This is a genomic window from Flavobacterium gillisiae (assembly GCF_900107635.1).
Classification (GTDB): Bacteria; Bacteroidota; Bacteroidia; order Flavobacteriales; family Flavobacteriaceae; genus Flavobacterium; species Flavobacterium gillisiae.
Genome location: NZ_FNRD01000004.1, coordinates 241,068 through 265,687, shown reverse-complemented (window position 1 = coordinate 265,687; position 24,620 = coordinate 241,068). Strand labels below are relative to the sequence as shown.

Sequence of the window (24,620 nt, the reverse complement as noted above, 5' to 3'; positions counted from 1 at the left end):
ATAAGAGGGGATTAGGTCGGTAAATTTACGAATTTATATGACATATATCATATTTTTATTAACATTCGTTTAGGAGCTTTGCATCAGGTAAAATGAGCAAAATTATGGACACACAAAACTGTTTCCATTGTGGTTTAGATGTTATTAAAGCAGAAGAAATTATTTTTGATGAAAAAAGTTTTTGTTGCAACGGTTGTAAAACGGTGTACGAAATTTTTAGTGTCAATGATTTGACGTGCTATTATGATTTTGAAAAATCCCCTGGAGCAACCCCACTTGATATTAAAGGTAAATATGATTTCTTAGAAAATGAAAGTATCGTTTCAAAATTATTGGATTTTCAAGAAGCTACAACCGCTGTTGTTTCACTTAGTATTCCTCACATACATTGTAGCTCGTGTATTTGGATTCTGGAAAATTTACAGCGTCTACAAGAAGGAATAAGTACTTCACAGGTTAACTTCCCTGAAAAGAAAGTTAGAATAACTTATGATCCCCAAAGCGTTTCTCTAAGTAAAATTGTTTACCTACTTAGTTCCATTGGCTACGAGCCTTATATAAGTCTTGAAAATTATGAAACTGGAAAAAAGAATGTAGATAGAAGTTTGACTTATAAGTTAGGAGTTGCTTTTTTCTGCTTCGGTAATATTATGTTACTTTCCTTTCCGGAATATTTTGATGTGAACGAATATTGGTTGGATACTTATAAACCATTCTTTCGCTGGCTTATTTTTGCTATGTCCTTACCTTCATTTTTGTATTCCGCCTCCGATTATTATGTTTCGGCTTATAAAAGTATCCGATCTAAAATGCTAAATATTGATATTCCTATTGCTTTAGGAATTATTGTGATGTTTGTACGGAGTACGGTTGATATTGTATTTGATTATGGGTCTGGTTTTTTTGATAGTCTTACGGGCTTGATTTTCTTTATGCTGTTAGGAAAGATGTTTCAAATAAAGACCTACAGTTTCTTAAGTTTCGAAAGGGATTTTAAGTCTTATTTTCCAATAGCAATTACCCGAATCAATAGTGATGCTACTGAAGAAAGTGTCCCTGTTTATGATATTCAAAAAGGAGATCGACTACTCATCAGAAACCAGGAATTGATTCCTGTTGACGGAATATTGATTAGTGAGAAAGCAGCCATCGATTATAGTTTTGTAACCGGTGAAGCAGTTCCTATTACTAAGAATTCCGGTGACAAAGTATTTGCTGGTGGAAAGCAGATTGGGAAAGTTATTGAAATGGAAGTATTGCATTCTGTTTCTCAAAGCTACCTCACCCAGTTATGGAGTAATGATGTTTTTCAGAAGAGTGTAGTGCAAAGACATAAAAGTATAACCGATACCATAAGCAGGTATTTTACTCCTGTATTATTGTTTATTGCTTTTGCGGCATTTGGCTATTGGATTTTTGTTGATACTACAACTGCTTTTAATGTTTTTACGGCAATCTTGATTGTGGCCTGTCCTTGTGCTTTGGCATTGACTGCACCGTTTACGATGGGAAATGTGCTGCGTATCGTAGGGAAACAGAAATTTTACCTTAAAAATGCGCTAGTGATTGAACAATTAGCTAAAGTGGACACCATTGTTTTTGATAAAACAGGAACGATAACCACTAATAAAAAAGCGAAAATTTCTTATGAGGGCAAGTCGCTGTCTAGCGAGAATCTAACCAGTATCAAAACAGTACTTCGTGCATCTAATCATCCGTTAAGTAGGATGTTGTATGACTTTCTTCCAGAAATGAAAAGTGTTGCAATTACTGATTTTGAAGAAATAACCGGTAAAGGGATTCGGGCTAAAATTCACGGTATGGAGGTAGTAATCGGATCGGCTGCATTTGCAGGTAGTCCAGACGAGAATGCGGTGCTACAAACGGCGGTTCATATCGCAATTAATGAGCAGTACTTTGGGAAGTACGTTTTTAATAATCAATATAGAGAAGGATTAGAAAGTCTTTTTAAAAGTTTGAAGGGTACCTATCAAATTAAAGTGTTGTCCGGTGATAACGAGGGGGAGAAATCTTCTTTAGAAACACTGTTACCTGCCGGGACTGAATTGATTTTTGACCAGAAGCCGGAGCAAAAACTGGAGTTCATTAAGCAATTGCAAGAACAGGGAAGAAATGTGATGATGGTGGGCGATGGCTTGAATGATGCGGGGGCATTGGCGCAAAGCAATGTCGGAATTTCTATTTCAGAAAATGTCAATGTTTTCTCTCCAGCATGCGACGGGATTTTAGAAGCAAACGAATTCCAAAAACTACATTACTTTTTGAAGTTGTCTAAAAAGGCAATGACAACGATTAGGATGAGTTTTGGATTGTCTTTGCTCTATAACGTAGTAGGTTTGTCTTTTGCGATTACCGGACATCTGCAGCCTTTAGTAGCGGCTATAATTATGCCGCTGAGTACAATAACGATTGTCAGTTTTGTTACTATAATGAGTAATTTTTACGCTAAGAAATTAAGATAATTTTAGATAAATATTAACAAATAATAAGTAAGTATGATAATTGTCATACTTTATAAAAAAGGTGCAAGTTACCTTTGTAAACACAAATTGTAGGTATGAGTGTCATTTATTTATTAATCTCCATCAGTATAGTTGTTGCTGTGGCATTTTTTATTGCATTTTTAATTGCAGTAAGAAGTGGTCAGTATGATGATGACTATACGCCATCAGTCCGAATGTTATTCGACGACGAGCTCAAGATTACCCCCAAAAAGGAAATACAAACAACAGAAGAAAAACACAATTAATTATGGAAATGCAGCAGTTTTATTATGACAACAAAATTGTAAAGAAGTTCATTTACGCTACCATTGTTTTTGGAATAGTCGGAATGACCGTCGGACTTTTATTAGCAACATTATTTTTATTCCCTAACCTTACAGATGGCGTTTCGTGGTTGAGTTTTGGTCGATTAAGACCATTACATACCAATGCCGTTATTTTTGCTTTCGTTGGAAATGCAATGTTTGCGGGGGTTTATTATTCCTTACAGCGACTGCTGAAGGCGAGAATGTTTAGTGATTTCCTGAGTAATCTGAATTTCTGGGGTTGGCAACTAATTATTGTTGCTGCCGCAATTTCGTTACCAATGGGGTATTCATCATCTAAGGAATATGCGGAACTAGAGTGGCCAATTGATATTGCGATTGCATTGATTTGGGTAGTTTTTGGTATCAATATGATCGGGACGATTTTAAAAAGAAGAGAACGTCATTTATATGTTGCGATATGGTTTTATTTGGCCACTTTCGTTACTGTAGCGGTGTTACATATTTTCAATAGCTTGGCAATACCGGTATCGCCAATGAAAAGTTACTCCGTTTATGCTGGAGTTCAAGATGCTTTAGTACAATGGTGGTACGGTCATAATGCCGTAGCGTTTTTCTTGACGACACCTTATTTAGGATTGATGTACTACTTTGTTCCAAAAGCAGCAAATCGTCCAGTATATTCTTATCGATTGTCTATTGTTCACTTTTGGTCGTTAATATTTTTATACATCTGGGCAGGACCACACCATTTATTATATTCTGCGTTGCCAAACTGGGCACAAAATTTAGGAGTTGTATTTTCAATCATGTTATTGGCGCCTTCTTGGGGAGGAATGATCAATGGTTTGCTAACTTTAAGAGGTGCTTGGGATAAAGTACGTGTAGATCCAGTATTAAAATTCTTCGTAGTTGCGATTACTGGTTACGGAATGGCCACTTTTGAAGGGCCTATGTTGTCTCTTAAAAATGTAAATGCAATTGCGCATTTTACGGATTGGATTATTGCACACGTTCACGTGGGAGCATTAGCTTGGAATGGATTTATGGCTTTTGGTATGATTTATTGGTTGATTCCAAGAATGACAAAAGGACCTCTATTTTCACTTAAATTGGCAAATTTCCACTTTTGGATTGGAACTTTAGGAATTATCCTTTATACGATTCCAATGTATGTTGCTGGTTTCCTACAGGCTTCTATGTGGAAACAGTTTAATCCTGATGGTACATTAACGTATGGTAATTTTCTTGAAACAGTAACGCAAATTATGCCAATGTATTGGATGCGTGCAATAGGGGGAACTTTATATATTATTGGGATGTTTGTTTTGACTTATAATATTGTAATGACGGTTAGAGCGAATGCAAGAATCGAAGATGAGTTAGCTGAAGCTCCAGAATTACAAAAAATAAGCAGTAGTAGAATTAAAGGAGAGAAGTTTCACCCTTGGTTAGAAAGAAAACCAATTCAGTTGACAATATTGGCTACAATTGCCATATTAATAGGAGGGGTTATCCAAATTGTTCCTACTATAATGGTGAAATCTAATATTCCAACTATTGCAAGTGTTAAACCATATACACCATTAGAATTAGAAGGTCGAGATTTATACATCCGTGAGGGTTGTGTGGGTTGTCACTCTCAAATGGTACGTCCTTTCCGTAGTGAAGTGGAACGTTATGGACCACAGTCTAAAGCAGGTGAATTTGTTTACGATCACCCATTCCTTTGGGGATCAAAACGTACAGGTCCAGATTTGTTAAGAGTAGGTGGGAAATACAATGACAACTGGCATTTTAACCACATGTGGAGTCCGCAAAGTACTTCAGCAGGTTCTATTATGCCTGGTTATAAATGGTTATTCGATAATAGCGCTTTAGATATTTCAGATATTGAAGGAAAAATGAAAGTAATGCAAACGTTAGGAGTTCCTTATACAGATGCTGAAGTTGCAAATGCTAAAAATGCCATTAAGGAACAATCGCAAAAGATTGAAGACAATCTTCATGCAGATCCTGACTTTGTGAAAAGTTATGAAGATAGCAAGAAAAAAGCAGCTGCAAGAGGAGAAGAATTTGTACCAATGCATCAAAGAGAAATTGTTGCTTTAATTGCATACATTCAAAGACTTGGAACAGATATTAAAGTAAAAGATAACGCTAAAAACTAAAAATCATGTTTGAACAAATAAAACACAACATGGAAACCATTGCAGGAGTTGAGATCTATCCGATACTGTCTTTATTGATTTTCTTTAGCTTCTTTGTGGGACTGGGTTTATGGGTGGTGTCCTATAAAAAGGATAAAATTGATGAATTGAGCCAAATGCCGTTGAACGATAATTAATAGTATAATTTCAAAATAATTAAAATGAAAAAATTAATTCCAGCATATGTTAGAGTACCGGTAATTTTCTTCATCATTCTTGGTGCAATGGAATATTTTATCGACTCAGGTGATCGCGCAGCATTTCTAAAATACCCTATGGTTTCGGTGTTTTTGTTAGTATTCCTATTTCTTTTAATAGCGATAGAAATTACAATAAAAGCTATCGATAATATTACTTATCAGTTGCTTACGGAGGAACAGAAGGCAGAAATGGCTGAAGTGAGTACCTCAAGTATTCAAGATAGCGAATGGTATAAAAAATTGATGAAAAGGCTTACTAAGACAGAGCCAATAGAAAATGAGGGAAGTTTATTGCTGAATCATGATTATGATGGTATCAAGGAGCTAGATAATAATTTACCACCATGGTGGGTGTATTTGTTCTACGGTTGTATTGTTTTTGCCGTAGTATATCTAGTTCGTTTTGAAGTTATGGATGGTGACAACCAGGAAATGGAATTGAAGAAAGAGTTGGCTCAAGCCAAAATTGATGTGGCAGAATATATGAAGACGGCACCCGATTTAATGGATGAAAAAACCGTGGTTTTACTAACTGAACCAGCTGATTTGGCAGAAGGAAAAGTAATTTTCACAACTAATTGTGCTGCTTGTCATAGAGCTGATGCGGGAGGGCAAATTGGTCCAAACTTGACAGATGATAAATGGATTTTAGGTGGCGGAATTAAAAATGTATTCCATACTTTAGTGAATGGAGGGCGTGATGGAAAAGGAATGATTTCTTGGAAAGGAACGCTGAAACCAAAGGAAATGCAGAAAGTAGCAAGTTATATATTGTCTTTAAAGGATAGTAACCCTAAAGATCCAAAAGCACCGGAAGGTGAGGTTTGGGTTGATGATAACGCTACAGTTGTTAAATAAAGAATAGTTCAAATAAAACACACAAAATGTCAAAGTTACCGGATGAAGCTTTTAGAGATACCATAGGTACCATCGATGATGAAGGAAACAGAAAGTTTATTTTCCCTAAAAGGCCTTCGGGTAAATTTTGGGAATATAGAAAGTGGGTTAGTTATTTTTTGTTGATTATTCTGATTGCAAATCCTTTTATAAAGGTGAATGGCAATCAGTTCATGATGTTTAACATCTTAGAACGCCGATTTAATATTTTTGGATTTCCATTTTGGCCGCAGGATATTTATTTATTCGTGCTATTTATGATTGTGGGAGTGGTGTTTGTTATCTTGTTTACGGTCATTTTTGGAAGAATATTTTGTGGATGGATTTGTCCCCAAACCATATTCTTAGAAATGGTTTTCCGTAGGATTGAATTTTGGATAGAAGGAGATAGAGGAGCTCAAATTAGACTGTCTAAGCAGGAATGGAATGCAGAGAAAATCAGAAAGAAAGGTTTTAAATGGACTATCTTTCTATTAATATCTTTTGGTATTGCTAATGTTTTCTTAGCCTACCTTATCAGTAGTGATGAGTTGATCAAGATGATCGAAGACGGACCATCGAGTCATTTGAGTACATTGATAGCGCTTTCCATTTTTACAGGGGTTTTCTATTTTATTTTTGTTTGGTTTAGAGAACAGGTTTGTATTATAGCATGTCCTTATGGAAGATTGCAAGGTGTTCTTTTAGACGACAAATCGATAAATGTCGCGTATGATTTTGTTCGTGGCGAAAAAGAAGTAGGCCGGGCAAAATTCAATAAACAAGAAGATAGAGCGGTTACTGGGAAAGGGGATTGTATTGATTGTAAACAATGTGTCAATGTATGTCCAACTGGAATAGATATTCGTAACGGGACTCAACTGGAATGTGTGAATTGCACTGCCTGTATCGATGAATGTGATGTAATAATGGAGAGTGTAGGATTGCCTAAAGGGTTGATTCGCTATGCATCTGAAGATGAAATAGAGAAAAAAGAGCCTTTCAAATTCACAGCAAGAATGAAAGGATATACCGCTATTTTGGCCATTTTAGTCGGAATATTGATTGGTTTATTATTTCTACGTAATGACGTTGAAGCAAACATACTAAGACTACCAGGACAATTGTTTCAACACAAAGGAGAAAATATCAGTAATATTTATACTTATAAAATCATTAATAAAACAAACAATGATTTTAATGATGTTCATTTCAAATTAGTCGGTATTAAAGGATCATTAAAACTAGTAGGAAATCAATCCATCAAAGTGCCAAAACAAGGAATGAAGAACGGGACTTTATTTGTGGAGATTAATCAGTATTTATTGGAAAGTGATAAGACGACGCTTAAAATTGAGGTTTTTGAGGGAAGTAAAAAAGTGGTGACCAGTTCAACAAGTTTTCTAAGCCCTAGGACTTTTGATTAGGTAATAGATCTTTTATAGTTTTGTATTGAATATATTTTATATCAAGAAATAAATAGTAATAAACATTCTCATTTGCCATCGGGAATTACCCTTCAGGGGTTAGCTGGCTTTGTATTATGAAAATAAATTGGGGAACAGGAATTGCCATTGCTATAGCATTATTCATGGCTTTTATTTTATATTTTGTGATTAAAGTACAGTCCAATTCGAAATATGACAATGAATTGGTTGTCGAAGAATACTATAAGCATGATGCTGTTTTTGAGCAAGAAATGGAGAGGATTCAAAACGCACATGATTTAGCTGAAAAACCTGTTTTTACAAAAACAGAAGCCGGAGTAACTGTCGTTTTTCCAGCTGTTTTTATTCCAAATAAGATTAAAGGAAAAGTGTCCCTTTATAGACCGTCTAACAAAAAATTAGATTTTGAAATTCCAATTTCGTCATCTAATCCAACTTTGCTCATACCTAAATCAAAATTGGTAGGCGGTCAATGGGACATTAATATGGAATGGCAATATGAAGGTACAGAATATTTATCGAAGGAAGCAATTTACATTAATTAGTCACAAAGGTTGAGTATCGGTACAATTGATATTTAACTTTTAAACATTCGAGTCAAATGTTATATACAGCATTTTTTTTCGGTCTGATCAGTAGTTTTCATTGTATAGGTATGTGCGGTCCAATTGCTATGATGTTGCCTGTCGACAGAAATAATCCTGCCAAAAAGGTTACTCAAATTATCACCTATCATATTGGGAGATTGACTGCTTACGGTACTATTGGACTTGTATTCGGATTGGTTGGTAAAGGGTTTTTTATGGCAGGAATCCAACAGAATTTATCAATATTCATTGGGGTTGCAATGATTGCTGTAATTTTGATTCCAGAGAAGACATTCGCGAAGTACAACTTTTCGAAACCCGTTTTCGTTTTGATTTCTAGAATAAAAACAACCTTAGGCAGTCAATTTAGAAACAAAAGTTATCAATCACTATTCACCATAGGCTTGTTAAATGGATTTTTACCCTGCGGAATGGTCTATGTCGCCTTGTTTGGTGCAATAGCCATGCAAAATGCTGGTTTTGGAGTGTTGTACATGGTTTTATTCGGATTGGGAACTGTACCCATGATGAGTAGTGTGATTTACATCAATTCGTATTTGACTATTCCAATTCGAAACAAAATTCAAAAAGTGATTCCTTATGTTGCAGTTATTATTGGGGTACTGTTTATATTAAGAGGTTTAGGTTTAGGAATACCTTATGTTTCGCCTTCAAATATGAGCCTTTTTGTACAAGAAAATCCGCAATGTCATTAAAATACTATTATTAATTATTTAAAATAAATAAAATGGAAAGACACGATTTATTACACGAGTTCCCGGAATATCATGATAAAATTCATCAACTAAAAACTGATGACAATCATTTTAAAAAATTATTTGACGAATACAATGAATTAGAACATCAAGTTCATAGAATCAATACAGATGTTGAGGTCGTAACTGATGAACATGCACACGAAGTAAAAGCTAAATTATTATTCGTTAAAGACGAACTATATTCTATGTTGACTAAGGAAGAATAATTGAATTTAGTGAGCTAACAAAAAGAAAACCATTTAAGGTTATAAGCTGCAATAATTGCAGTGTATAATCTTAAATGGTTTTTATGTATTATTATATCGGCATTATATCAGAACGCTTTGGACTAAAATATAAATTAATTTAGTACAACTTTATGGCGACTTGTTTTAAATCGTCATAGAGAATAATTGGGTGTCTGGGGCTTTTCGTTTTAAATGTAGGTCAAAAGCCATGCATATGTTACGAATATAGGGCTTGCCACTTTCTGTTACTTTTAGGCTGTCTTTATTCATTTCTAGTAGTCCGTCTTTTTCCATTTCTTTTAGTTGAATAAGAACCTCGGGTATTTCTTTGAAATAAGTAGATGCATCCGTCCAGGAAGTTGAAAACTCACACATTAAATTTAAAATGTGTTTTCTTATAATCAGGTCTTCGTCAGTCAATAAATGTCCTCTAAAGATGGGTAATTTATCCCATTCTAAGATTTGGTAATAGTCTTCTATTTTTTTCTCGTTTTGGGCAAAACTATACCAGCTGTCACTTATTGATGATACTCCTAAACCAATCATTAACTGCGTTTTTGAGGAACTATAGCCCATGAAATTACGGTGTAGTTCACCGCGTTCGTACGCTTCATACAGGCTGTCCGTTTTTAATGCAAAGTGATCCATACCTATTTCATGATACCCATTCTCTTGCAGTAATTCCTTTCCTATTTGATACAGCTTTCTCTTTTCACTATCTTGTGGTAAGTCCTCATCTTTAAAACCACGTTGACCGTTACCTTTAATCCACGGCACATGAGCATAACTATAAAATGCCAATCGATCCGGCTGCAATGATTTTGTTTTTTCAACGGTATCAATTACATCTTCAATTTGTTGAAACGGTAATCCAAAGATTATATCGTGCCCTATAGAAGTGTAGCCTATCTCCCTTGCCCAGAAAGTTACTTTAGCCACATTGTGAAAGGGTTGCTCGCGGTGAATTGCCTTTTGAACTTTTTCAGAGTAATCCTGAACACCAAAGCTAACCCTTCTAAACCCTAAGTCGTATAACTTTTGTAAGTGCTCGTGCGTAGTGTTATTTGGGTGTCCTTCAAAACTAAATTCATAATCTTTTGCCTTTGTGGCAGAACTAAAAATTCCATTAATTAGATGTTCTAAGTTTTGTGGAGAAAAAAAAGTGGGTGTTCCTCCACCTAAATGAATTTCTTTAATCGATGGTTTTTCGCCTAGAATCTTACAATATAGAGACCATTCTTTTAAAACGGCTTCAATATAAGGGCTTTCTAAAGTATGATTTTTTGTAATGCGTTTATTGCAACCACAAAAGGTGCATAAGCTTTCACAAAAGGGTAGGTGTATATAAAGACTGATGCCTTCTTTAGAGTTACTTTCTGTAAACGATTTTTGTAATGTATCAATCCAGTTTTGATATGCGAAGTCCGTTTCATTCCAGTAAGGAACGGTAGGGTAACTAGTATATCGTGGGCCGGGAACATTATATTTTTGGATTAGAGAATTTTTCATTAGATATCAATTTTCAATAATCAAAAGTAGATGGATTTTTGAAAAATTAAAATGATAATTATCATACTCAAGTCGGAGAAATAAAAAAGCCTCATTCTACTTCTAGAATGAGGCCTATTTTTACAATATTTTATTATTTTATTCTTGCTTTAGGTTTCTTAGCTGTTTTAGTTTTTCTTTCCAAACGTCTAAGCTTTCTTTATGAATAGCAATGTTTTTTCTCACTTCTAAAACAATTGAATTTTCTTTTTTAGCATTTCTCGTGTTCGTGAAAAACTGAATGTTGTTTTCCAATTGGAATATTTCATTTTGAACTTCGTCAATCTTACGCATCAAGAAAATCTTTTCGTTTTCTATTTTTCGAGTGTCATTATTTTCTGATAAATGATCCATTCGATTAGCAAAACGCAACATATCTGTATCTTTTTTGCTCAAACTCAATTTATCAAAAAGGGCATCCAGGATTTTATTAAATTTTCCTTCGATATGCCTTCTCGGAAAAGGAACTTTTCCAAAATTTTTCCAAGTTTCGATATGCAATTTTATAGCATCCAAATCAGTTTTATGATCTCCCGTTAGTTGGTATTCACGCAAGGTTTCTAAATAGGCTTTCTTCTTGTCAAAAGCTTCTATTTCTTCAATATTATGTTCGTCTTTTTGCTCTTTTAACTTGTTGAAATAATGATTACAGGCATCTTTGAACTCTTTCCAGATTTTATCTGAATATTTTCTTGGAACATGACCTATTTGTTTCCACTCGTCCTGAATTTTCTTCATGATTGGAGTAGTAGCAGCAAAATCAGTGCTTTCTTGTAGCTCTTGTGCTTTCGCTACTAGCGCGTTTTTCTTGGCTAAATTCTCATTTTGCTCTCTTTTAATTTCTTTATAAAACGAATTTTTAAAAGAATTAAAATTTCTAACGGCTAATTTAAATGCACCCCAAGTTTCTTCGTTAACATCTGAAGGTACTTTTCCTGCAGAGAAAAAAGCAGTTCTTAAAGCTTCCACTTTTTCAATTTGACCAAGCCATTGCGAATGAGCATTTACTTTCACAGTTGCCAAAACTTCAATTGCAGCTATGATTTCTTTTTTCTTTTCTAGGTTTTCCAGCTCAGTACCTCTTAGTTTCTCAAATAAAACCTCACGCTTATCGTGCATTTGTTTTGTCAAATCACTAAATTGGTTCCAGATCTCATCACGATGTTCTTTAGAAACAGGACCAATATCCTCTTTCCAGATTCTATGTAAGTCTTGTAATTCTCTAAAGGCTTTATTTACATCGGCTTCGTTCACAAGTTCCTCAACACGAGCCACGATTTTTTGCTTTTGCTCTAAATTGTGTTTAAAGTCAAGGTCTCTGGCCTCACGATCAAGATGTAAATAGTCATAGAAATTCTCTACATGAAAATGGTAGTTATTCCATACGTGGTTGTATTTGTCTTTTGGTATCGATCCCGCATTTTTCCACCTGTCTCTTAACTCATTAAAATGCTTTAAGGTGTCTTTGATGTTTTCCTGTGGATTGATTAGCTCTTTCAGTTCTTCAACAATGGCTAATCTATTTTCTAAATTGGATTTCAAGTTCGTTTGTAAACTCTTGAAATGGGTGTTTTTATTGTCTCTATAAGTAGAGTAAGATTGATCAAACTTTGTTTTTAAAGGGAAATGGTATTGAAAATCTTCTGTCGTATCAGGGTTTTCATTGTGATACTCCTCCTTTTTCTCTTCGATAAAATGGTTGTATTTTGCTAAAAATGCCTTTTTAATTTCTTCAACGTGATCCTTAACTGACATTACCTTGTCGTTTGCAACAAGAATTTGTAGTTCATCTACAAGTTGCTCCATTGACAATGTATCATAATCTTGCATAGGGATATGATGACGGTCTTTTAAAGTTTCGTCCTCACTTTCCTCGGCATTAGAATCATCTATTGAGTTTAAAGCTTTTTGATTTACATGTTCAGTTACAGTATCTGTGTTAACCGCTTCTTCTTCAGGAGCAGCGACAATATTCTCTTCTACAACCTCTGTTGTTTCAGCAGCGGTATCCTCGGTAGTCGCTTCGGTTTCTGTGATTGTTGTCTCAACTTGAACAGATTCATTTGAATCATTAGCTACATTTCCATCTGCGTCTTGCAGGTTGTCATTCTTTTCTTCTAACATTTTTTTAAATGTTTAAGGTTCCTATTTTATCGAAAACGAAAGATAGTAAAGGAATACTGAAATACAAAATAATTACCTTATTTATAGTGGTTTTAGGTTGCTTAGCAGGCTTTTTTGTAGCAATTTCCTGCTATTCGCTATATCTTTTTATCTTGAATTTAGTTCAGAATCCTGAACTAAATTCAAGATAAAAAGGATGCCGCTGCTATCAGGGCTATGGCGTAGTGGGTTAGTAATGAGTAGGTTATTCGTCGAAATGAAAAATCCTACATTAAATGGTGATACCTCGGTACAGTCATTTAATGCAGGATTATATGTAAGAAAGGGATACTTTATTTATTCCAGATCTTCCACGCTTTTTCGGCTTGATAAACTAACATATCATAACCGTTTTTAATTTGAGCACCTTTCTCTTTTGCTTTTCTTAAAAACTGCGTTTCTGCAGGATTATAAATCAAATCAAAAGCAATATGCTTATCGGTGAAGTATTCGTATGGAATTAATGGAAACGCTTCGATATCAGGACTTGTTCCCACAGGAGTAGAGTTGATTATGATTTGATTTTTTTTAAATGTAGCGGCATCAATTTCTTCATAAGAAATAGTGTTTTCTTTCCCATTTCTTGAGACGAAAGTATATTTAATTCCTAACTCATCCAGAGCAAAAGCGATACCCTTTGAGGCACCACCTGTTCCCAGGATTAGTGCCTTCTTATGATGCTTTTGCAACAACGGTTTTAACGTTTTTTTGAAGCCATAGTAATCGGTATTGTATCCTTTTAACTTCCCTTTTTTAGTAAATTTGATAGTATTTACAGCGCCAATTAATGCGGCTTTTTTTGATAATTTATCTAAAAAAGGCATTACAGCTTCCTTATAGGGAATGGTAACATTCATTCCTTCTAATTCCTGATGGTTATTTTTTATGATGTCTTCAAATTCAGCAATATCCTGAATGTCAAAATTTTCATAAGTATACTCTTTATAGTTCTCATCCTTGAATTTATCGGTAAAATAGCCTTTCGAAAAAGAATAACTAATATTTCGACCCAATAAACCAAAGCGTTTTCTGATGATATCCTGCATTTTTATTTTTTATGTTTGGCAATGTAATTCTGAACCATTTTTTTTGTCCAAACCACTGGAAACATATCTTCCAAGATGATATAGTTGTCAAAGTTTAAACGCAAACCATTACTCAAATGAAATTTTGCTTTCGTATTGTCTTGAATCATAAAGTACAGTCCGGCTAAACGGTATTCAACTTCGTTTTCTTCTGGATAATATTCAGAGGCTTGTAATAAGGTTTGAATAGCACTTTCAAACTCCCCTAAGAATTGAAGAATGTCAACCCAAAATAACCAAGTGTCTAATTCATGATCTCCAAATTCCACTGCTTTTCTAAAGCCAAATTCGGCTTCTTCAAAGAGGTTCATGTGTTTATTTATTGTAGCATAACGCTTCCAGTACAATCGATTTTGATTGTCAATCGCTAAGGCTTTATTTACATAAAATAAGGCTTTTTGATAGTTTTTTTGACGAACATAAAAATCGGTGATGGCAATCCATCCTTTATCTAAAAGTGGATCTTCATGCACGGTTTCATTGTAAAATTTAAGGGCTAAAACTTTGTTGCCTAATTTCTCATGACATTTACCTATTCGAAGCAAAGCATAACTAGTCGCATCGTCTAACTCGATGGTACGGCTGTAGCTTTCTATCGCCTCTTCGTATTTGTTTAATCGTTCAAAAGCCTTTGCTCTTTCCATAAAAGCACCAAGGAATTCATCATCGATTAAGGTAGCGTAATCAAAGGCACGAATGGCATTTTCATAATCTTTTACACCATAATACAAACGACCCATTTGATGCCAAGCTATTTCACTATACGGATTTTTATCAATGTATTTATTTAAATAGGCAATCGCTTCTAAATTTTGATCTAAAAATTCAAAACAATACACCACATTATAAAGTGCGGATTGATCATCAAGGTCTTCTTCGAGACATTTGATGAAACTCTGTTTTGCCATTTCTAGATTATCCATAAACAGATATTCCATGCCAATTAAATTATACACATCGGCATAATCATCAGTATATTCTAAAGCAGTATTTAGTAATTCAACCGCCTTCTCATGTTGGTCTCTTTTCGAGTAGATATTGGCTTTTTGAATGAAAATTTCTTCATTCGTAGGTTCGATGGCATAAAGCTCATTGAGTAATTTCTCAGCGATATCCAGTTTGTCGTCAAATACGAGCATTTCTACTTGAACTAGTTTTAAACCAGTTGATTTAGGGTGTTGATCCAGTGCAAGTTTAAGTGCTTTTTTTGCCAGTGCGGCTTTACCCATATCGAGATAATGAAGAATAATTTCTTCAAATTCTTCCGAATCAAAAAAGAGTACTTTGTTGGTTTTCAACATAGACTCAAATTTCTTAAGGGATAAGTTATAGTCTTCTTCTTCGTTGCTTAATTGCATACTTTTATTTTTAGAATTTGGCCTACTTAAAATTAGGCATCCTTCGTTGTTATTGGAAGAAAAGTCAGAATTGTTGTGAACAATTTAATTAACAAAAAGAAAACAATTTATTTATTTAGCTATTATTATATTTTAATCAACTGTAGTCGACAAAAGTATCTCATTCATTACCTCCAGCATTATTGCGCAACCTTCACGTATTTCATCGTCTGAAATTGTGAGTGGCGGCGTAATTCGTATCGCACATCCTTCAAATAGTAACCAGAATAAAATAAGGCCTTTGTCTTGACATTTTAAAATCACTTCATTAGTTATCGCTGCGCTAGCTGTCATAGCGGCCAGCATTAACCCTTTTCCCCTGACTTCTTGTATCAAAGGGTGTACCAAAAGTGATTTAAATAGGTTTTCTTTCTCTAAGGTTCTAGGCATTAGGTCGGTTTCAGTAATTTCCTGCAAAGTGGCCAGACAGGCTGACGCTATGACAGGATGTCCTCCAAAGGTGGTGATATGTCCCAGTTTTGGATTGTCACTCAATAAATCCATCATTGCTGCTGATGCGGTAAAAGCCCCCACAGGCATTCCGCCTCCCATTCCTTTTCCCATTACAACAACATCTGGAACAACGTCATAATTCTGGAAACCAAATAGTTTTCCAGTTCTTCCAAAACCCGGTTGGATTTCGTCTAGAATCATAAGAGCTCCAACTTCGGTACAGCGTGCGCGTACTTTTTTTAGAAAATCATTATGAGGTTGAATAAAACCAGCGCCACCTTGGATTGTTTCTAAAACTATACCTGCGGTTTTTGTCGTTATTTTAGCTAAATCGGATTCATTGTTAAAAGTAATGAAATCGACATCAGGAATCAAAGGGCGAAAAATTTGTTTGCGCTCTTCAAAACCCATGATACTCATCGATCCCATCGTATTTCCATGATAAGCATTGTGACAAGAAATTAACTGACTACGACCTGTAACGCGTCGTGCCAACTTAAGCGCTCCTTCAATGGCTTCCGTTCCTGAGTTAACGAGGTAGGTTTTATCTAAAGGAGCAGGTAAGAGTGAAGCTAAAAGCTTGCAATATTCCACCGCCGGACTTTGGGAATATTCCCCATAAACCATTACATGCGAGTATTTGTCTAATTGATCCTTGATGGCTTGATTTACTCTCGCGGGTTGGTGTCCTAGCGTACAAGCCGAAACCCCTGCCACAAAATCAAGGTATTTTTTATTATTGGTATCATAGATATAAGAACCTTTTGCATAAGATACTTCCATGCCTAATGGATAGGGAGAAGTTTGTGCCTGATATTTTAAGAAATCTTGATTCACGTTTTTTGCTTAAAGTTTTAAAAAGGATAAAGAATAGTTTTTAAACTATTGGGTTTACTTGTCGAGTTTTGAGTCTCCACAGAATTATTAGTACGCCAAAAATAATAAAAGGAATACTTAATATTTGTCCCATGTTTAAAGGCATCTGATTTTCAAAAGCCTCTTGGTTTTCTTTGAAAAATTCGATTATTAATCGTGCTGAAAATAATAATACTAGAAAAATACCAAATAGTAAACCATCTCCTCTTTTTGTAAGGTTGGATTTATATAAAAATTGTAAGATTATAAAAATTAAAAAATAAGCGAAAGCTTCATATAACTGCGTTGGATGTCTCGGAATTAAATCGTCTTTTTGAAAAACAACACCCCAATTGCCATTGGTAGGTTTTCCATAAATCTCCGAATTCATAAAATTGCCTAATCTGATAAAAATAGCGGTTACTGGCACTGCAATTGCAATTCGGTCTAAAAGCCACAACAGATTTATTTTGTTTTTTCTATAAAACAGTAAGATAGCAATCAAAACTCCAATTGTACCTCCATGGCTTGCTAACCCTTGAAAACCAATGAATTTATAAACTCCTCCAATTTTTTTTATTGGTAAAAGAATTTCCATTGGATGTTGAAAAAAATAAGCGGGTTCATAAAAGAGACAATGACCTAATCTGGCTCCTAAAATTGTTCCAACAATGACATATACGAAAAGGGTATCTAATGTTTCTACTGGAACACTTTCTTTTATAAATATTCTCTTGACTATACTATAGCCGAGTAAAACTCCAATGGCAAATAGCAACCCATAATATTTTAACGGAAAACTATCTGTTAACCATATAATTGTAGAGTCAGTATTCCAATAAATAATCTTGTCAGTCATATTTTAAGCTATTTATCTTTGAGTAGTATTTAATATTTCTTATTCTGAAAACTACTTATTCCCCTTTTTTCCATCTTTGGGAGCCGGTGGGTTTTTCTTTTTATCGTAGTTTAAGGTTTCCTTCCTGATTTTCATTGGGACATTTTCTTTTGCATCTTCTGCTGCGCCCTCTTTTATCATTTTATCGTTGAGTTCGTTGTCTTCATCTGAAAAGATATCTTCTTTTGATTTTATCCGTTCATCACCTCGCCAGACGAGGCCTCTAAGTTTTCTTGCGTTTTCTGGTAAATCTTTGTCAGGATAAATATCTCCATCAATTTGTTTGAAAAAAGTAATCGTTTCTACAGCATTATTTTCAAAAATTAGGTTGATTTTGCTGCTCAAATTTTTATTGATACCAATGAGTTCTTGTGCATCATTACGCATATAGTAGATTACCTCTGCATTTTTTACGATATCGACATCATGTAGTTTGCCTTCTTCAAACTTTCCATAGAGATTTTGCCCTTTTACCTGATTATAGCCAGTTCCCAGGGTATCTTTCGAGACCAGAAAAGTGTTGTTGAGCACTTTGAGTGAATCAAGTTCTTGAGAAGCGTTGTTCCCTATAAGATGCATTATATCTCCTGTGATTTGGTTCTCACCGTTCCATAGTACAGGGTTTCCGATTAGTTTTGTTAAGGCTGTTTTTGAACTCGAATGTATTGAATCACATTTTCCGCTCATGTCGGTTTTAAAAAAGCGCACATTAGTGAAGGCTCGAATAATTTGGTCGCCCTCTTTACCGGTCACCATCAATTTTTTACCGTGAATATAAACAGAGTCATTTTCGACAAAATTCACAGCCACCGCTCTTTTAGTGACAAACATGGAATCTTGTTTTTTATATATTTCGGCATAATGCCCCTTTACAATTCCGCGATTAATAGAATCGGTTATTTTTACATTGCGAGTTGCCGAAGCGAATTCTTTATTTCGATCATAATACAAACTGTCTCCTTCAATAAGTCGGTCTTCATATTTTATATACGATTTTCTAAGAAAATGGCCCATGTTTCTTTTGGTGTCATAAAACCCTTTTTCAGTATAGATGTAATTTTTCTTACTTGTAATTGTAGATGGCCCAAAAAGATAGGAGTGGCCAGAATTTGTAAAATAATCGACATGATTAGATTTTATTACATAAGTAGGATTAGTGATTGTAACAGCTGTCAGGAACTGGAATTTTTTTTGATTCACATAATATTTACCAGATTTACTAACTAGAGTATTGTCTTTATTGACAATAGTTCCTTTTGTATTGTAATATACTTCTTGAGAATTTCGATCAAAGTTTATTGTATCCGTTGCTAAAGTTGCATCGGGAGAACTCATGAAAGCTTCGCCGGTAGCAAAAGCTTTCTTGGCGTTACCGCTATACTCCGCATATTTACTGTTTAGGAATAAAGTGTCACCCTGAACTAATTGTACATTTCCAAAAGCTTTAATGTAATTCTCTTTTTGAAAATAGTAGGCCTTATTGCAAGTTAGGACAACACCATCATGGTTAACTCTCACGTTTCCGGTAAGTAAAAAGGCATCTGGCATCTCTGCTTGATTAACATCTGCAAAATCAGAATGTTCTACAATGATTTTTTTTGGTGCTTGTGCCAAAACAGATTTTGAACTTAGTATTGCCAAACAACAACAGATGAAAAATAAGGACTTCTTCAATGGATTTATTTTTTTTCAAATTTAAGAAAAAGGAAACAATCCTAATCTATATTAGCATTTATTTATAAGTTCAAAACCATTAGTAATTAATAGTGTTTTAATACGATTGTTAAGTTATGAACAAATAGACCAACTCTTACGTTGTAGTTCTTTTTTTAGGTGCTTTATTAGTGCTAAGTGATTAAGGGGAACCGCAAATTTTAAAAAAATAGATTAAATTTAGAAACTAATTATCTAAGTCTTTACTTTTGTAAAAAAGAAGAGGCATAGGCAGCAATACTAACTATAAATGATTAAAAAATCGATTCTTATTACAGGGATAAGTTTAATTCTTGTCGCCGCAGCTTGTAAGACTACAGCATTACCAATGAATACAGAAAAAGAAAATACCACCGCACAGAAGAAAATAGTTGTTTATCAGGTTTTTACCCGTTTATTTGGAAATAAAAACACCAATAATAAGCCCTGGGGAACCATTGAAGAAAATGGAGTAGGGAAGTTTAATGACTTTACTGAAAAAGCTCTTAATGAAATCAAGGATTTAGGGGTGAGCTATATTTGGTACACCGGAGTGCCTCACCATGCTTTGGTAAGAGATTATACTGCGATTGGAATTTCAAATGATGACCCGGATGTTGTAAAAGGTAGGGCGGGTTCACCTTATGCCGTAAAAGATTATTACAATGTAAATCCTGATTTGGCCGTTAATCCAGCACAGCGGCTAGATGAATTTGAAGCGCTAATCGCACGAACACATAAAGCGGGGTTAAAACTGATAATTGATATTGTACCCAATCATATTGCACGAAAATATGAAGGAAAAAACAATCCTAAAGGTGTTAAAGACTTTGGTGCTGACGATGATAAAACGGTTGAATATGCTAAGGACAATAACTTCTATTATATTCCAAATTCCCATTTTGAAGTGCCGGATACCGCTGCACCTTTAAATGGAGAAGTAAATCGATTAAGTGATGGTAAGTTTACGGAAGTTCCAGCTAAATGGACAGGGAACGGCTCTAGGATGGCAAAACCAGATAAAAATGATTGGTATGAAACTGTAAAAGTAAATTACGGGATTCGTCCAGATGGTTCAAAGGATTTTCAAGAACTTCCGGCGGACTATGATACAAAATCAGTCGAAGCACATTTTGAGTTTTGGAAAGACAAAGACGTACCTGATTCCTGGAAGAAATTTAAGGATATTGCATTGTTTTGGACAGCTAAAGGAGTAGATGGATTTCGATATGATATGGCCGAAATGGTTCCTTATGAGTTTTGGAGCTATATGAACTCAGCGATTAAGATGCAAAATGCAGATGCTTTTTTATTGGCAGAAGTATATAATCCTAACGAGTACCGCAATTACATTCGCTTAGGAAAAATGGATTACTTGTATGATAAGGTGGAAACCTATGATAAATTAAAAGATGTAATTCAAGGAAGGTCATTGCCTGATGGGCTTTCTGATATTCAACGCGGAATGAAAGATATTGAACATCATATGTTGCAATTTTTAGATAACCATGACGAGCAACGTTTGGCCAGTGCAGAATTTGCAGGTACTCCAGAAAAGGGAAAGCCTTTGATGGTTGTTTCCACAACGATTAGTTCAGCGCCTACAATGATTTATTTTGGTCAGGAATTGGGAGAGGCTGGTAATGAAAATGGAGGTTTCGGAACGCATTCCAGAACTTCTATTTTTGATTATGTTGGAGTGCCAAGTCATCAACGCTGGATGAATAACGGCAAATTCGACGGAGGACAACTTACGGATAGCGAAAAGTCACTTAGGGATTTCTATAAGAGATTGCTTAATTTCTCTACTAGCAGTTCAGCATTAATGGGAGAGTTTCAAGAAATTCAAACCGTGAACAGACAATCAACTTTGGGCTTTGACCCGGGTATTTATGCGTTTACACGCTGGTCAGATACTCAAAAACTAATTGTGGTCACTAATTTTTCTTGGCTTACGACTAGTAAGTTCGAACTTAAAATCCCTGCAGATGTTATAACTAAATGGAATTTAAAGGACGGTGAATATACGATTACAGACCAACTTTATAATAAGAGCGTAATTCAGTTAGAAGTGAGCAATGGAGAGGGAAGGGTACAAGTTGAAATTGGGCCATTGGAGTCTTTTATTTACCAACTATAAAATACCTTTTAGTAGATTATTCTACAGAATATAGGGTTAAACTAAAAAATGCTGATGCATACTACTTTGGTAGTGCATCAGCATTTTTTTATTTAGTGTTGACTTTTAGTATTTTCGCCTTAAGGCAGCCTCGTAATTTTCGCTAACCTTAGTCCAATTAATCACATTAAAAAAAGAATCAATGTAGTTTCTTCTTCGGTATTGATATCCTAAGTAGTAGGCATGTTCCCATAAATCCAAAGCTAATATAGGTGTTCCAGGAACAACTGCATTTTTCATTAATGGATTGTCTTGATTTTGAGTACTTGTTACCTTTAGTTTTCCGGATTTATCAATAACCAGCCAAACCCAAGCAGAACCAAATTGTTTAGTTGCTTCACTTTTAAAAGTCGTTACAAAGTTTTCATACGATCCAAAATCTCTGGATATTACGCTTGCTAGTGTGTCTTTAGGTGCGCCTCCTGTGTTTGGTGCCATTGATTTCCAATACAACGTATGGTTATAATAACCTCCTGCGTTGTTTCTTAAATCAGCATTGTTCAGGTCTAACTTGGCTAAAATATTTTCGATGGGTTGGTTTTGATATTCAGTCCCAGCAATAGCATTATTAAGATTATTGGTATAAGTTAGATAATGTTTCGAATAATGCATTTCTAATGTCAAAGGAGATATTGTAGGCGCGAGTGCATCATAAGGATAAGGTAGTTTTTCCAATTGAAACGAACCTTTATTTGCTTTGACATCGTCTGGAAAGCCGATAGTTACTTTTTCTTGGGCAGTTGGCAATGGAACTTCTACTACTTCTGTTAGTTTTTTGTTGTTACAAGAAACTAAAAAGCTAAGCATAAGAAAGCAAGATATTAAAACAGATATTTTTTTCATTGATAGTATTATTTTTTCACAAGGGAATTGATTATTTCAATGTACTGCTCTTTTGCTTCATCAGAGGATAGATGACTGATTTGCATCCAAGCATTAGTTTTAAAAGCATCCCTTAAATGATACGTTGATGTTTGTCTAGGTTCTAAAGTGCCAAAAGTAGCCTGTTTGTAACAAGCATAGAGACGTAGCTGTACATCTTGTGGTAAAGATGCCTGAGTCATTTTGGAAGCAATAGCTACGGCTTCCTGAAACCTAGTATCTAATTCTTTTGCATTCATTATCCTTTTGTTGCAATAATCGTTTTTCCTCCAATTGCTTTTTGATTAAGCACAACATCAATTGGAGTTCCAATAGGTAAAAATAAATCTACTCTCGAACCAAATTTAATGAAGCCAGCATCAGTCCCTTGGACAATTTGCATACCTTCTTCAGCATAATTCACGATTCTACGGGCTAAAGCACCAGCAATTTGTCGGTATAGAATAGCACCGAATGTATTGTTTTCAACTACAATAGTTGTTCTCTCGTTTTCTTCACTAGCTTTTGGATGCCATGCAACAAGAAATTTTCCTGGATGGTATTTGCTGAATTTTACGATTCCGCTTATTGGGTAACGCGTTACATGCACATTTATAGGTGACATGAATATAGAGACTTGTAAACGCTTGTCTTTGAAATATTCACCTTCGTATACCTCTTCTATTACAACTACTTTCCCGTCTACTGGAGATAGTATTTGGCTATCATTTAGCATAACAGACCTCTTCGGGTTTCTGAAAAATTGTAAGATGATTAATAATATCAAAAAAGCACCAATTTGAGCTAGCTTCTTAAGCCACATAGTGTCAATAAAATTGTCAGATAGTAATAATACAGTTGCTGTAAAAATAATACCTAGTAAAATAGTCTTGGTTCCTTCTTTATGAAACATAATTTAAAATTTGATAAAATAAAAATACAATTGGTGCTACAAATATAACACTATCTAGTCGATCTAGCACGCCACCATGGCCCGGCATTATTTTTCCGCTGTCTTTTACACCTGCAAAACGTTTGAATTTTGATTCAATTAAATCACCGATCGTTCCAAAAACACCTACAATTACGGCAATAATAATCCAAATAAAAATTTTCCCTTCAGCAATCTGGATGTAATATTTTGAAATTAAGTAACTAGCAATAACGCAAAATACAACTCCGCCAATAAAACCTTCTATGGTTTTCTTTGGGGATATGCGTTCGAACAATTTTGTTTTTCCGATAGACTTTCCTACGATATAAGCAAAGCTGTCATTGGTCCATATAAGTACGAAGATACTGATAAGGATTTTAGGGTTGTAGCCGTTTATCCCAAACGGAATTTTTGTCATGATTACAAAGGGAAGTATGATGTAACCTATTAGGTAAATGTATTTTGAAAAAGAATCGATTTTCACCGTTTTACTATCAAAAAGAAAATGAATGCATTTTAGAAAAACAAACAGCGTGACAGATAGCACGATTAGATCGAATGTGTTATTAAACCTTAATTGATAAAGTACGCCAGTTGTTGCAATCGTTATTTTATAAAAGAGTAGATAAGTCGCAGCCGCAAGTAGGAAAGGAATTACTTTATGAATGTGTACCAAGTTACAAAACTCTACTGTAGCGATAAGCAGAAATACACCAAACAGAATGAAAAAACTTTCTGTTGAAAATAGGATGGATGCTATTAGTAAAATAACATAAACAGCGCCGGAAATAGATCTCTTAAGGGTTTCATTCATGTTATAGATCTTCTAAAAGCAGCAAATAAAGATTTTTTGCAGAACTACCGTATTGGGTAAAGTCTTCTTCTTTTGCTTTTTCAAAATATTTTATAGCAGTAATGTTCGTTGGGATATCTCCTTCGTACTTCTTTTTTATAGCACTAAGACCATCGCTTTTTATGGAAAGAATTTGAGACGTTGTTGCAAAAACGACAATGTTAATAGGCAACTCATTTGGTTTGTGTTGTTTTATCTGTTTTGAACAAAACAAGATAGAACCTTCTTCCGCTATCAGATTTTCGCAATTGGAAAAAAGGAACTTAGGATTAGGTGACTTTTCATAGGTGAGTTTGTTTTCATCAAGTATATTGAAAAGTTTGGGTTCATAACAGAGTACGTTACTTTCATACCAGTCATTTTCTTCAAGTATATTTTCGAATTGTTCTTTAACCTCTACTAAATTTTCACAGTATAGAAATTTACCGCCGTTTTTTTTGAAGTTATAGATAAATTGTTCATCGATAGACATACTGGTTGCGTCGGGAAGAAAACTACTGTTTTCTTTCTCTTTTTCCTCATCTGAAGCTGAAATACTAGAACCAAAGATTTTTCTGAAAAGACTCATATTTTGTTTAGGTACT

General features: G+C 34.7%; 22 protein-coding genes. 10 read left to right on the top strand and 12 right to left on the bottom strand.

Annotated features, from left to right (window positions below):
- The first annotated feature begins 104 nt into the window (after positions 1–104).
- The 9 genes from BLV35_RS07825 to BLV35_RS07785 all read left to right on the top strand — a co-directional run bounded on the left by BLV35_RS07825 (position 105) and on the right by BLV35_RS07785 (position 9,097).
- On the top strand, positions 105–2,483 hold the full coding sequence (locus tag BLV35_RS07825) for a heavy metal translocating P-type ATPase (RefSeq protein ID WP_091087501.1): 2,379 nt from the start codon (positions 105–107) through the stop codon (positions 2,481–2,483).
- 95 nt (positions 2,484–2,578) lie between these two features.
- Positions 2,579–2,770: a cbb3-type cytochrome oxidase assembly protein CcoS gene (gene ccoS, locus BLV35_RS07820; RefSeq protein WP_091087498.1), complete on the top strand. Its 192-nt coding sequence runs from the start codon at positions 2,579–2,581 to the stop codon at positions 2,768–2,770.
- A 2-nt stretch (positions 2,771–2,772) separates the two neighbouring features.
- Positions 2,773–4,962 (top strand): cytochrome-c oxidase, cbb3-type subunit I, encoded by a 2,190-nt coding sequence (gene ccoN, locus BLV35_RS07815; protein ID WP_091087495.1) that lies wholly within the window; start codon positions 2,773–2,775, stop codon positions 4,960–4,962.
- Between the two features lie 5 nt (positions 4,963–4,967).
- Positions 4,968–5,138: a CcoQ/FixQ family Cbb3-type cytochrome c oxidase assembly chaperone gene (locus BLV35_RS07810; RefSeq protein WP_091087491.1), complete on the top strand. Its 171-nt coding sequence runs from the start codon at positions 4,968–4,970 to the stop codon at positions 5,136–5,138.
- A gap of 24 nt (positions 5,139–5,162) precedes the next feature.
- Entirely contained in the window at positions 5,163–6,059 is an 897-nt protein-coding gene (locus BLV35_RS07805; RefSeq protein WP_091087488.1) for a cbb3-type cytochrome c oxidase N-terminal domain-containing protein, read from the top strand.
- 26 nt (positions 6,060–6,085) lie between these two features.
- Complete coding sequence (ccoG, locus tag BLV35_RS07800; protein WP_091087485.1) at positions 6,086–7,504, top strand: cytochrome c oxidase accessory protein CcoG; 1,419 nt, start codon at positions 6,086–6,088, stop codon at positions 7,502–7,504.
- 116 nt (positions 7,505–7,620) lie between these two features.
- A complete protein-coding gene (locus tag BLV35_RS07795; RefSeq protein WP_091087481.1) occupies positions 7,621–8,070 on the top strand; it encodes a FixH family protein in 450 nt (149 codons plus the stop codon).
- Between the two features lie 56 nt (positions 8,071–8,126).
- Positions 8,127–8,828: a sulfite exporter TauE/SafE family protein gene (locus tag BLV35_RS07790; protein WP_091087478.1), complete on the top strand. Its 702-nt coding sequence runs from the start codon at positions 8,127–8,129 to the stop codon at positions 8,826–8,828.
- Between the two features lie 32 nt (positions 8,829–8,860).
- Positions 8,861–9,097: an HP1242/YdcH family protein gene (locus tag BLV35_RS07785; RefSeq protein WP_091087475.1), complete on the top strand. Its 237-nt coding sequence runs from the start codon at positions 8,861–8,863 to the stop codon at positions 9,095–9,097.
- A 165-nt stretch (positions 9,098–9,262) separates the two neighbouring features.
- Here the strand turns inward: BLV35_RS07785 and hemN are convergent, their stop codons facing one another.
- The 7 genes from hemN to BLV35_RS07745 form a co-directional block, all read right to left on the bottom strand.
- Entirely contained in the window at positions 9,263–10,627 is a 1,365-nt protein-coding gene (gene hemN, locus BLV35_RS07780) for an oxygen-independent coproporphyrinogen III oxidase (RefSeq protein WP_091087472.1), read from the bottom strand.
- A gap of 138 nt (positions 10,628–10,765) precedes the next feature.
- Entirely contained in the window at positions 10,766–12,790 is a 2,025-nt protein-coding gene (locus BLV35_RS07775; RefSeq protein WP_091087469.1) for a DUF349 domain-containing protein, read from the bottom strand.
- Between the two features lie 332 nt (positions 12,791–13,122).
- Positions 13,123–13,875: a shikimate dehydrogenase family protein gene (locus tag BLV35_RS07765; RefSeq protein WP_091087464.1), complete on the bottom strand. Its 753-nt coding sequence runs from the start codon at positions 13,873–13,875 to the stop codon at positions 13,123–13,125.
- 2 nt (positions 13,876–13,877) lie between these two features.
- Complete coding sequence (locus tag BLV35_RS07760) at positions 13,878–15,272, bottom strand: tetratricopeptide repeat protein (RefSeq protein WP_091087461.1); 1,395 nt, start codon at positions 15,270–15,272, stop codon at positions 13,878–13,880.
- A 132-nt stretch (positions 15,273–15,404) separates the two neighbouring features.
- A complete protein-coding gene (locus BLV35_RS07755) occupies positions 15,405–16,601 on the bottom strand; it encodes an aspartate aminotransferase family protein (protein ID WP_091087458.1) in 1,197 nt (398 codons plus the stop codon).
- A gap of 40 nt (positions 16,602–16,641) precedes the next feature.
- Entirely contained in the window at positions 16,642–17,478 is an 837-nt protein-coding gene (lgt, locus tag BLV35_RS07750) for a prolipoprotein diacylglyceryl transferase (RefSeq protein ID WP_091087454.1), read from the bottom strand.
- Positions 17,479–17,529: 51 nt separating this feature from the next.
- A complete protein-coding gene (locus BLV35_RS07745; protein ID WP_091087450.1) occupies positions 17,530–19,158 on the bottom strand; it encodes an OstA-like protein in 1,629 nt (542 codons plus the stop codon).
- Between the two features lie 322 nt (positions 19,159–19,480).
- Between BLV35_RS07745 and BLV35_RS07740 the strand changes: the two genes are divergently transcribed.
- The gene (locus BLV35_RS07740; RefSeq protein ID WP_091087447.1) at positions 19,481–21,349 is read left to right on the top strand and encodes an alpha-amylase family protein; all 1,869 of its coding nucleotides are present in this window, start codon (positions 19,481–19,483) and stop codon (positions 21,347–21,349) included.
- 105 nt (positions 21,350–21,454) lie between these two features.
- Here the strand turns inward: BLV35_RS07740 and BLV35_RS07735 are convergent, their stop codons facing one another.
- The 5 genes from BLV35_RS07735 to BLV35_RS07715 are packed head-to-tail and all read right to left on the bottom strand — an operon-like array spanning position 21,455 to position 24,604.
- The gene (locus BLV35_RS07735; protein ID WP_176980590.1) at positions 21,455–22,231 is read right to left on the bottom strand and encodes a superoxide dismutase; all 777 of its coding nucleotides are present in this window, start codon (positions 22,229–22,231) and stop codon (positions 21,455–21,457) included.
- Between the two features lie 8 nt (positions 22,232–22,239).
- A complete protein-coding gene (locus tag BLV35_RS07730) occupies positions 22,240–22,509 on the bottom strand; it encodes an acyl-CoA-binding protein (RefSeq protein WP_091087438.1) in 270 nt (89 codons plus the stop codon).
- Positions 22,509–23,162 carry a phosphatidylserine decarboxylase family protein gene (locus tag BLV35_RS07725; RefSeq protein ID WP_091087435.1) on the bottom strand — a complete coding sequence of 218 codons (654 nt, stop codon included), beginning with the start codon at positions 23,160–23,162 and terminating at the stop codon, positions 22,509–22,511. Before BLV35_RS07725 ends, BLV35_RS07730 begins: the two co-directional genes overlap by 1 nt.
- Complete coding sequence (locus BLV35_RS07720; protein ID WP_091087433.1) at positions 23,152–23,997, bottom strand: phosphatidate cytidylyltransferase; 846 nt, start codon at positions 23,995–23,997, stop codon at positions 23,152–23,154. The genes BLV35_RS07725 and BLV35_RS07720 overlap by 11 nt, the downstream gene beginning before the upstream one ends.
- Before the next feature lies 1 nt (position 23,998).
- Positions 23,999–24,604, bottom strand: coding sequence for a lactate utilization protein B/C (locus BLV35_RS07715; protein ID WP_091087430.1), 606 nt, complete (start codon positions 24,602–24,604; stop codon positions 23,999–24,001).
- Positions 24,605–24,620: the final 16 nt, after the last annotated feature.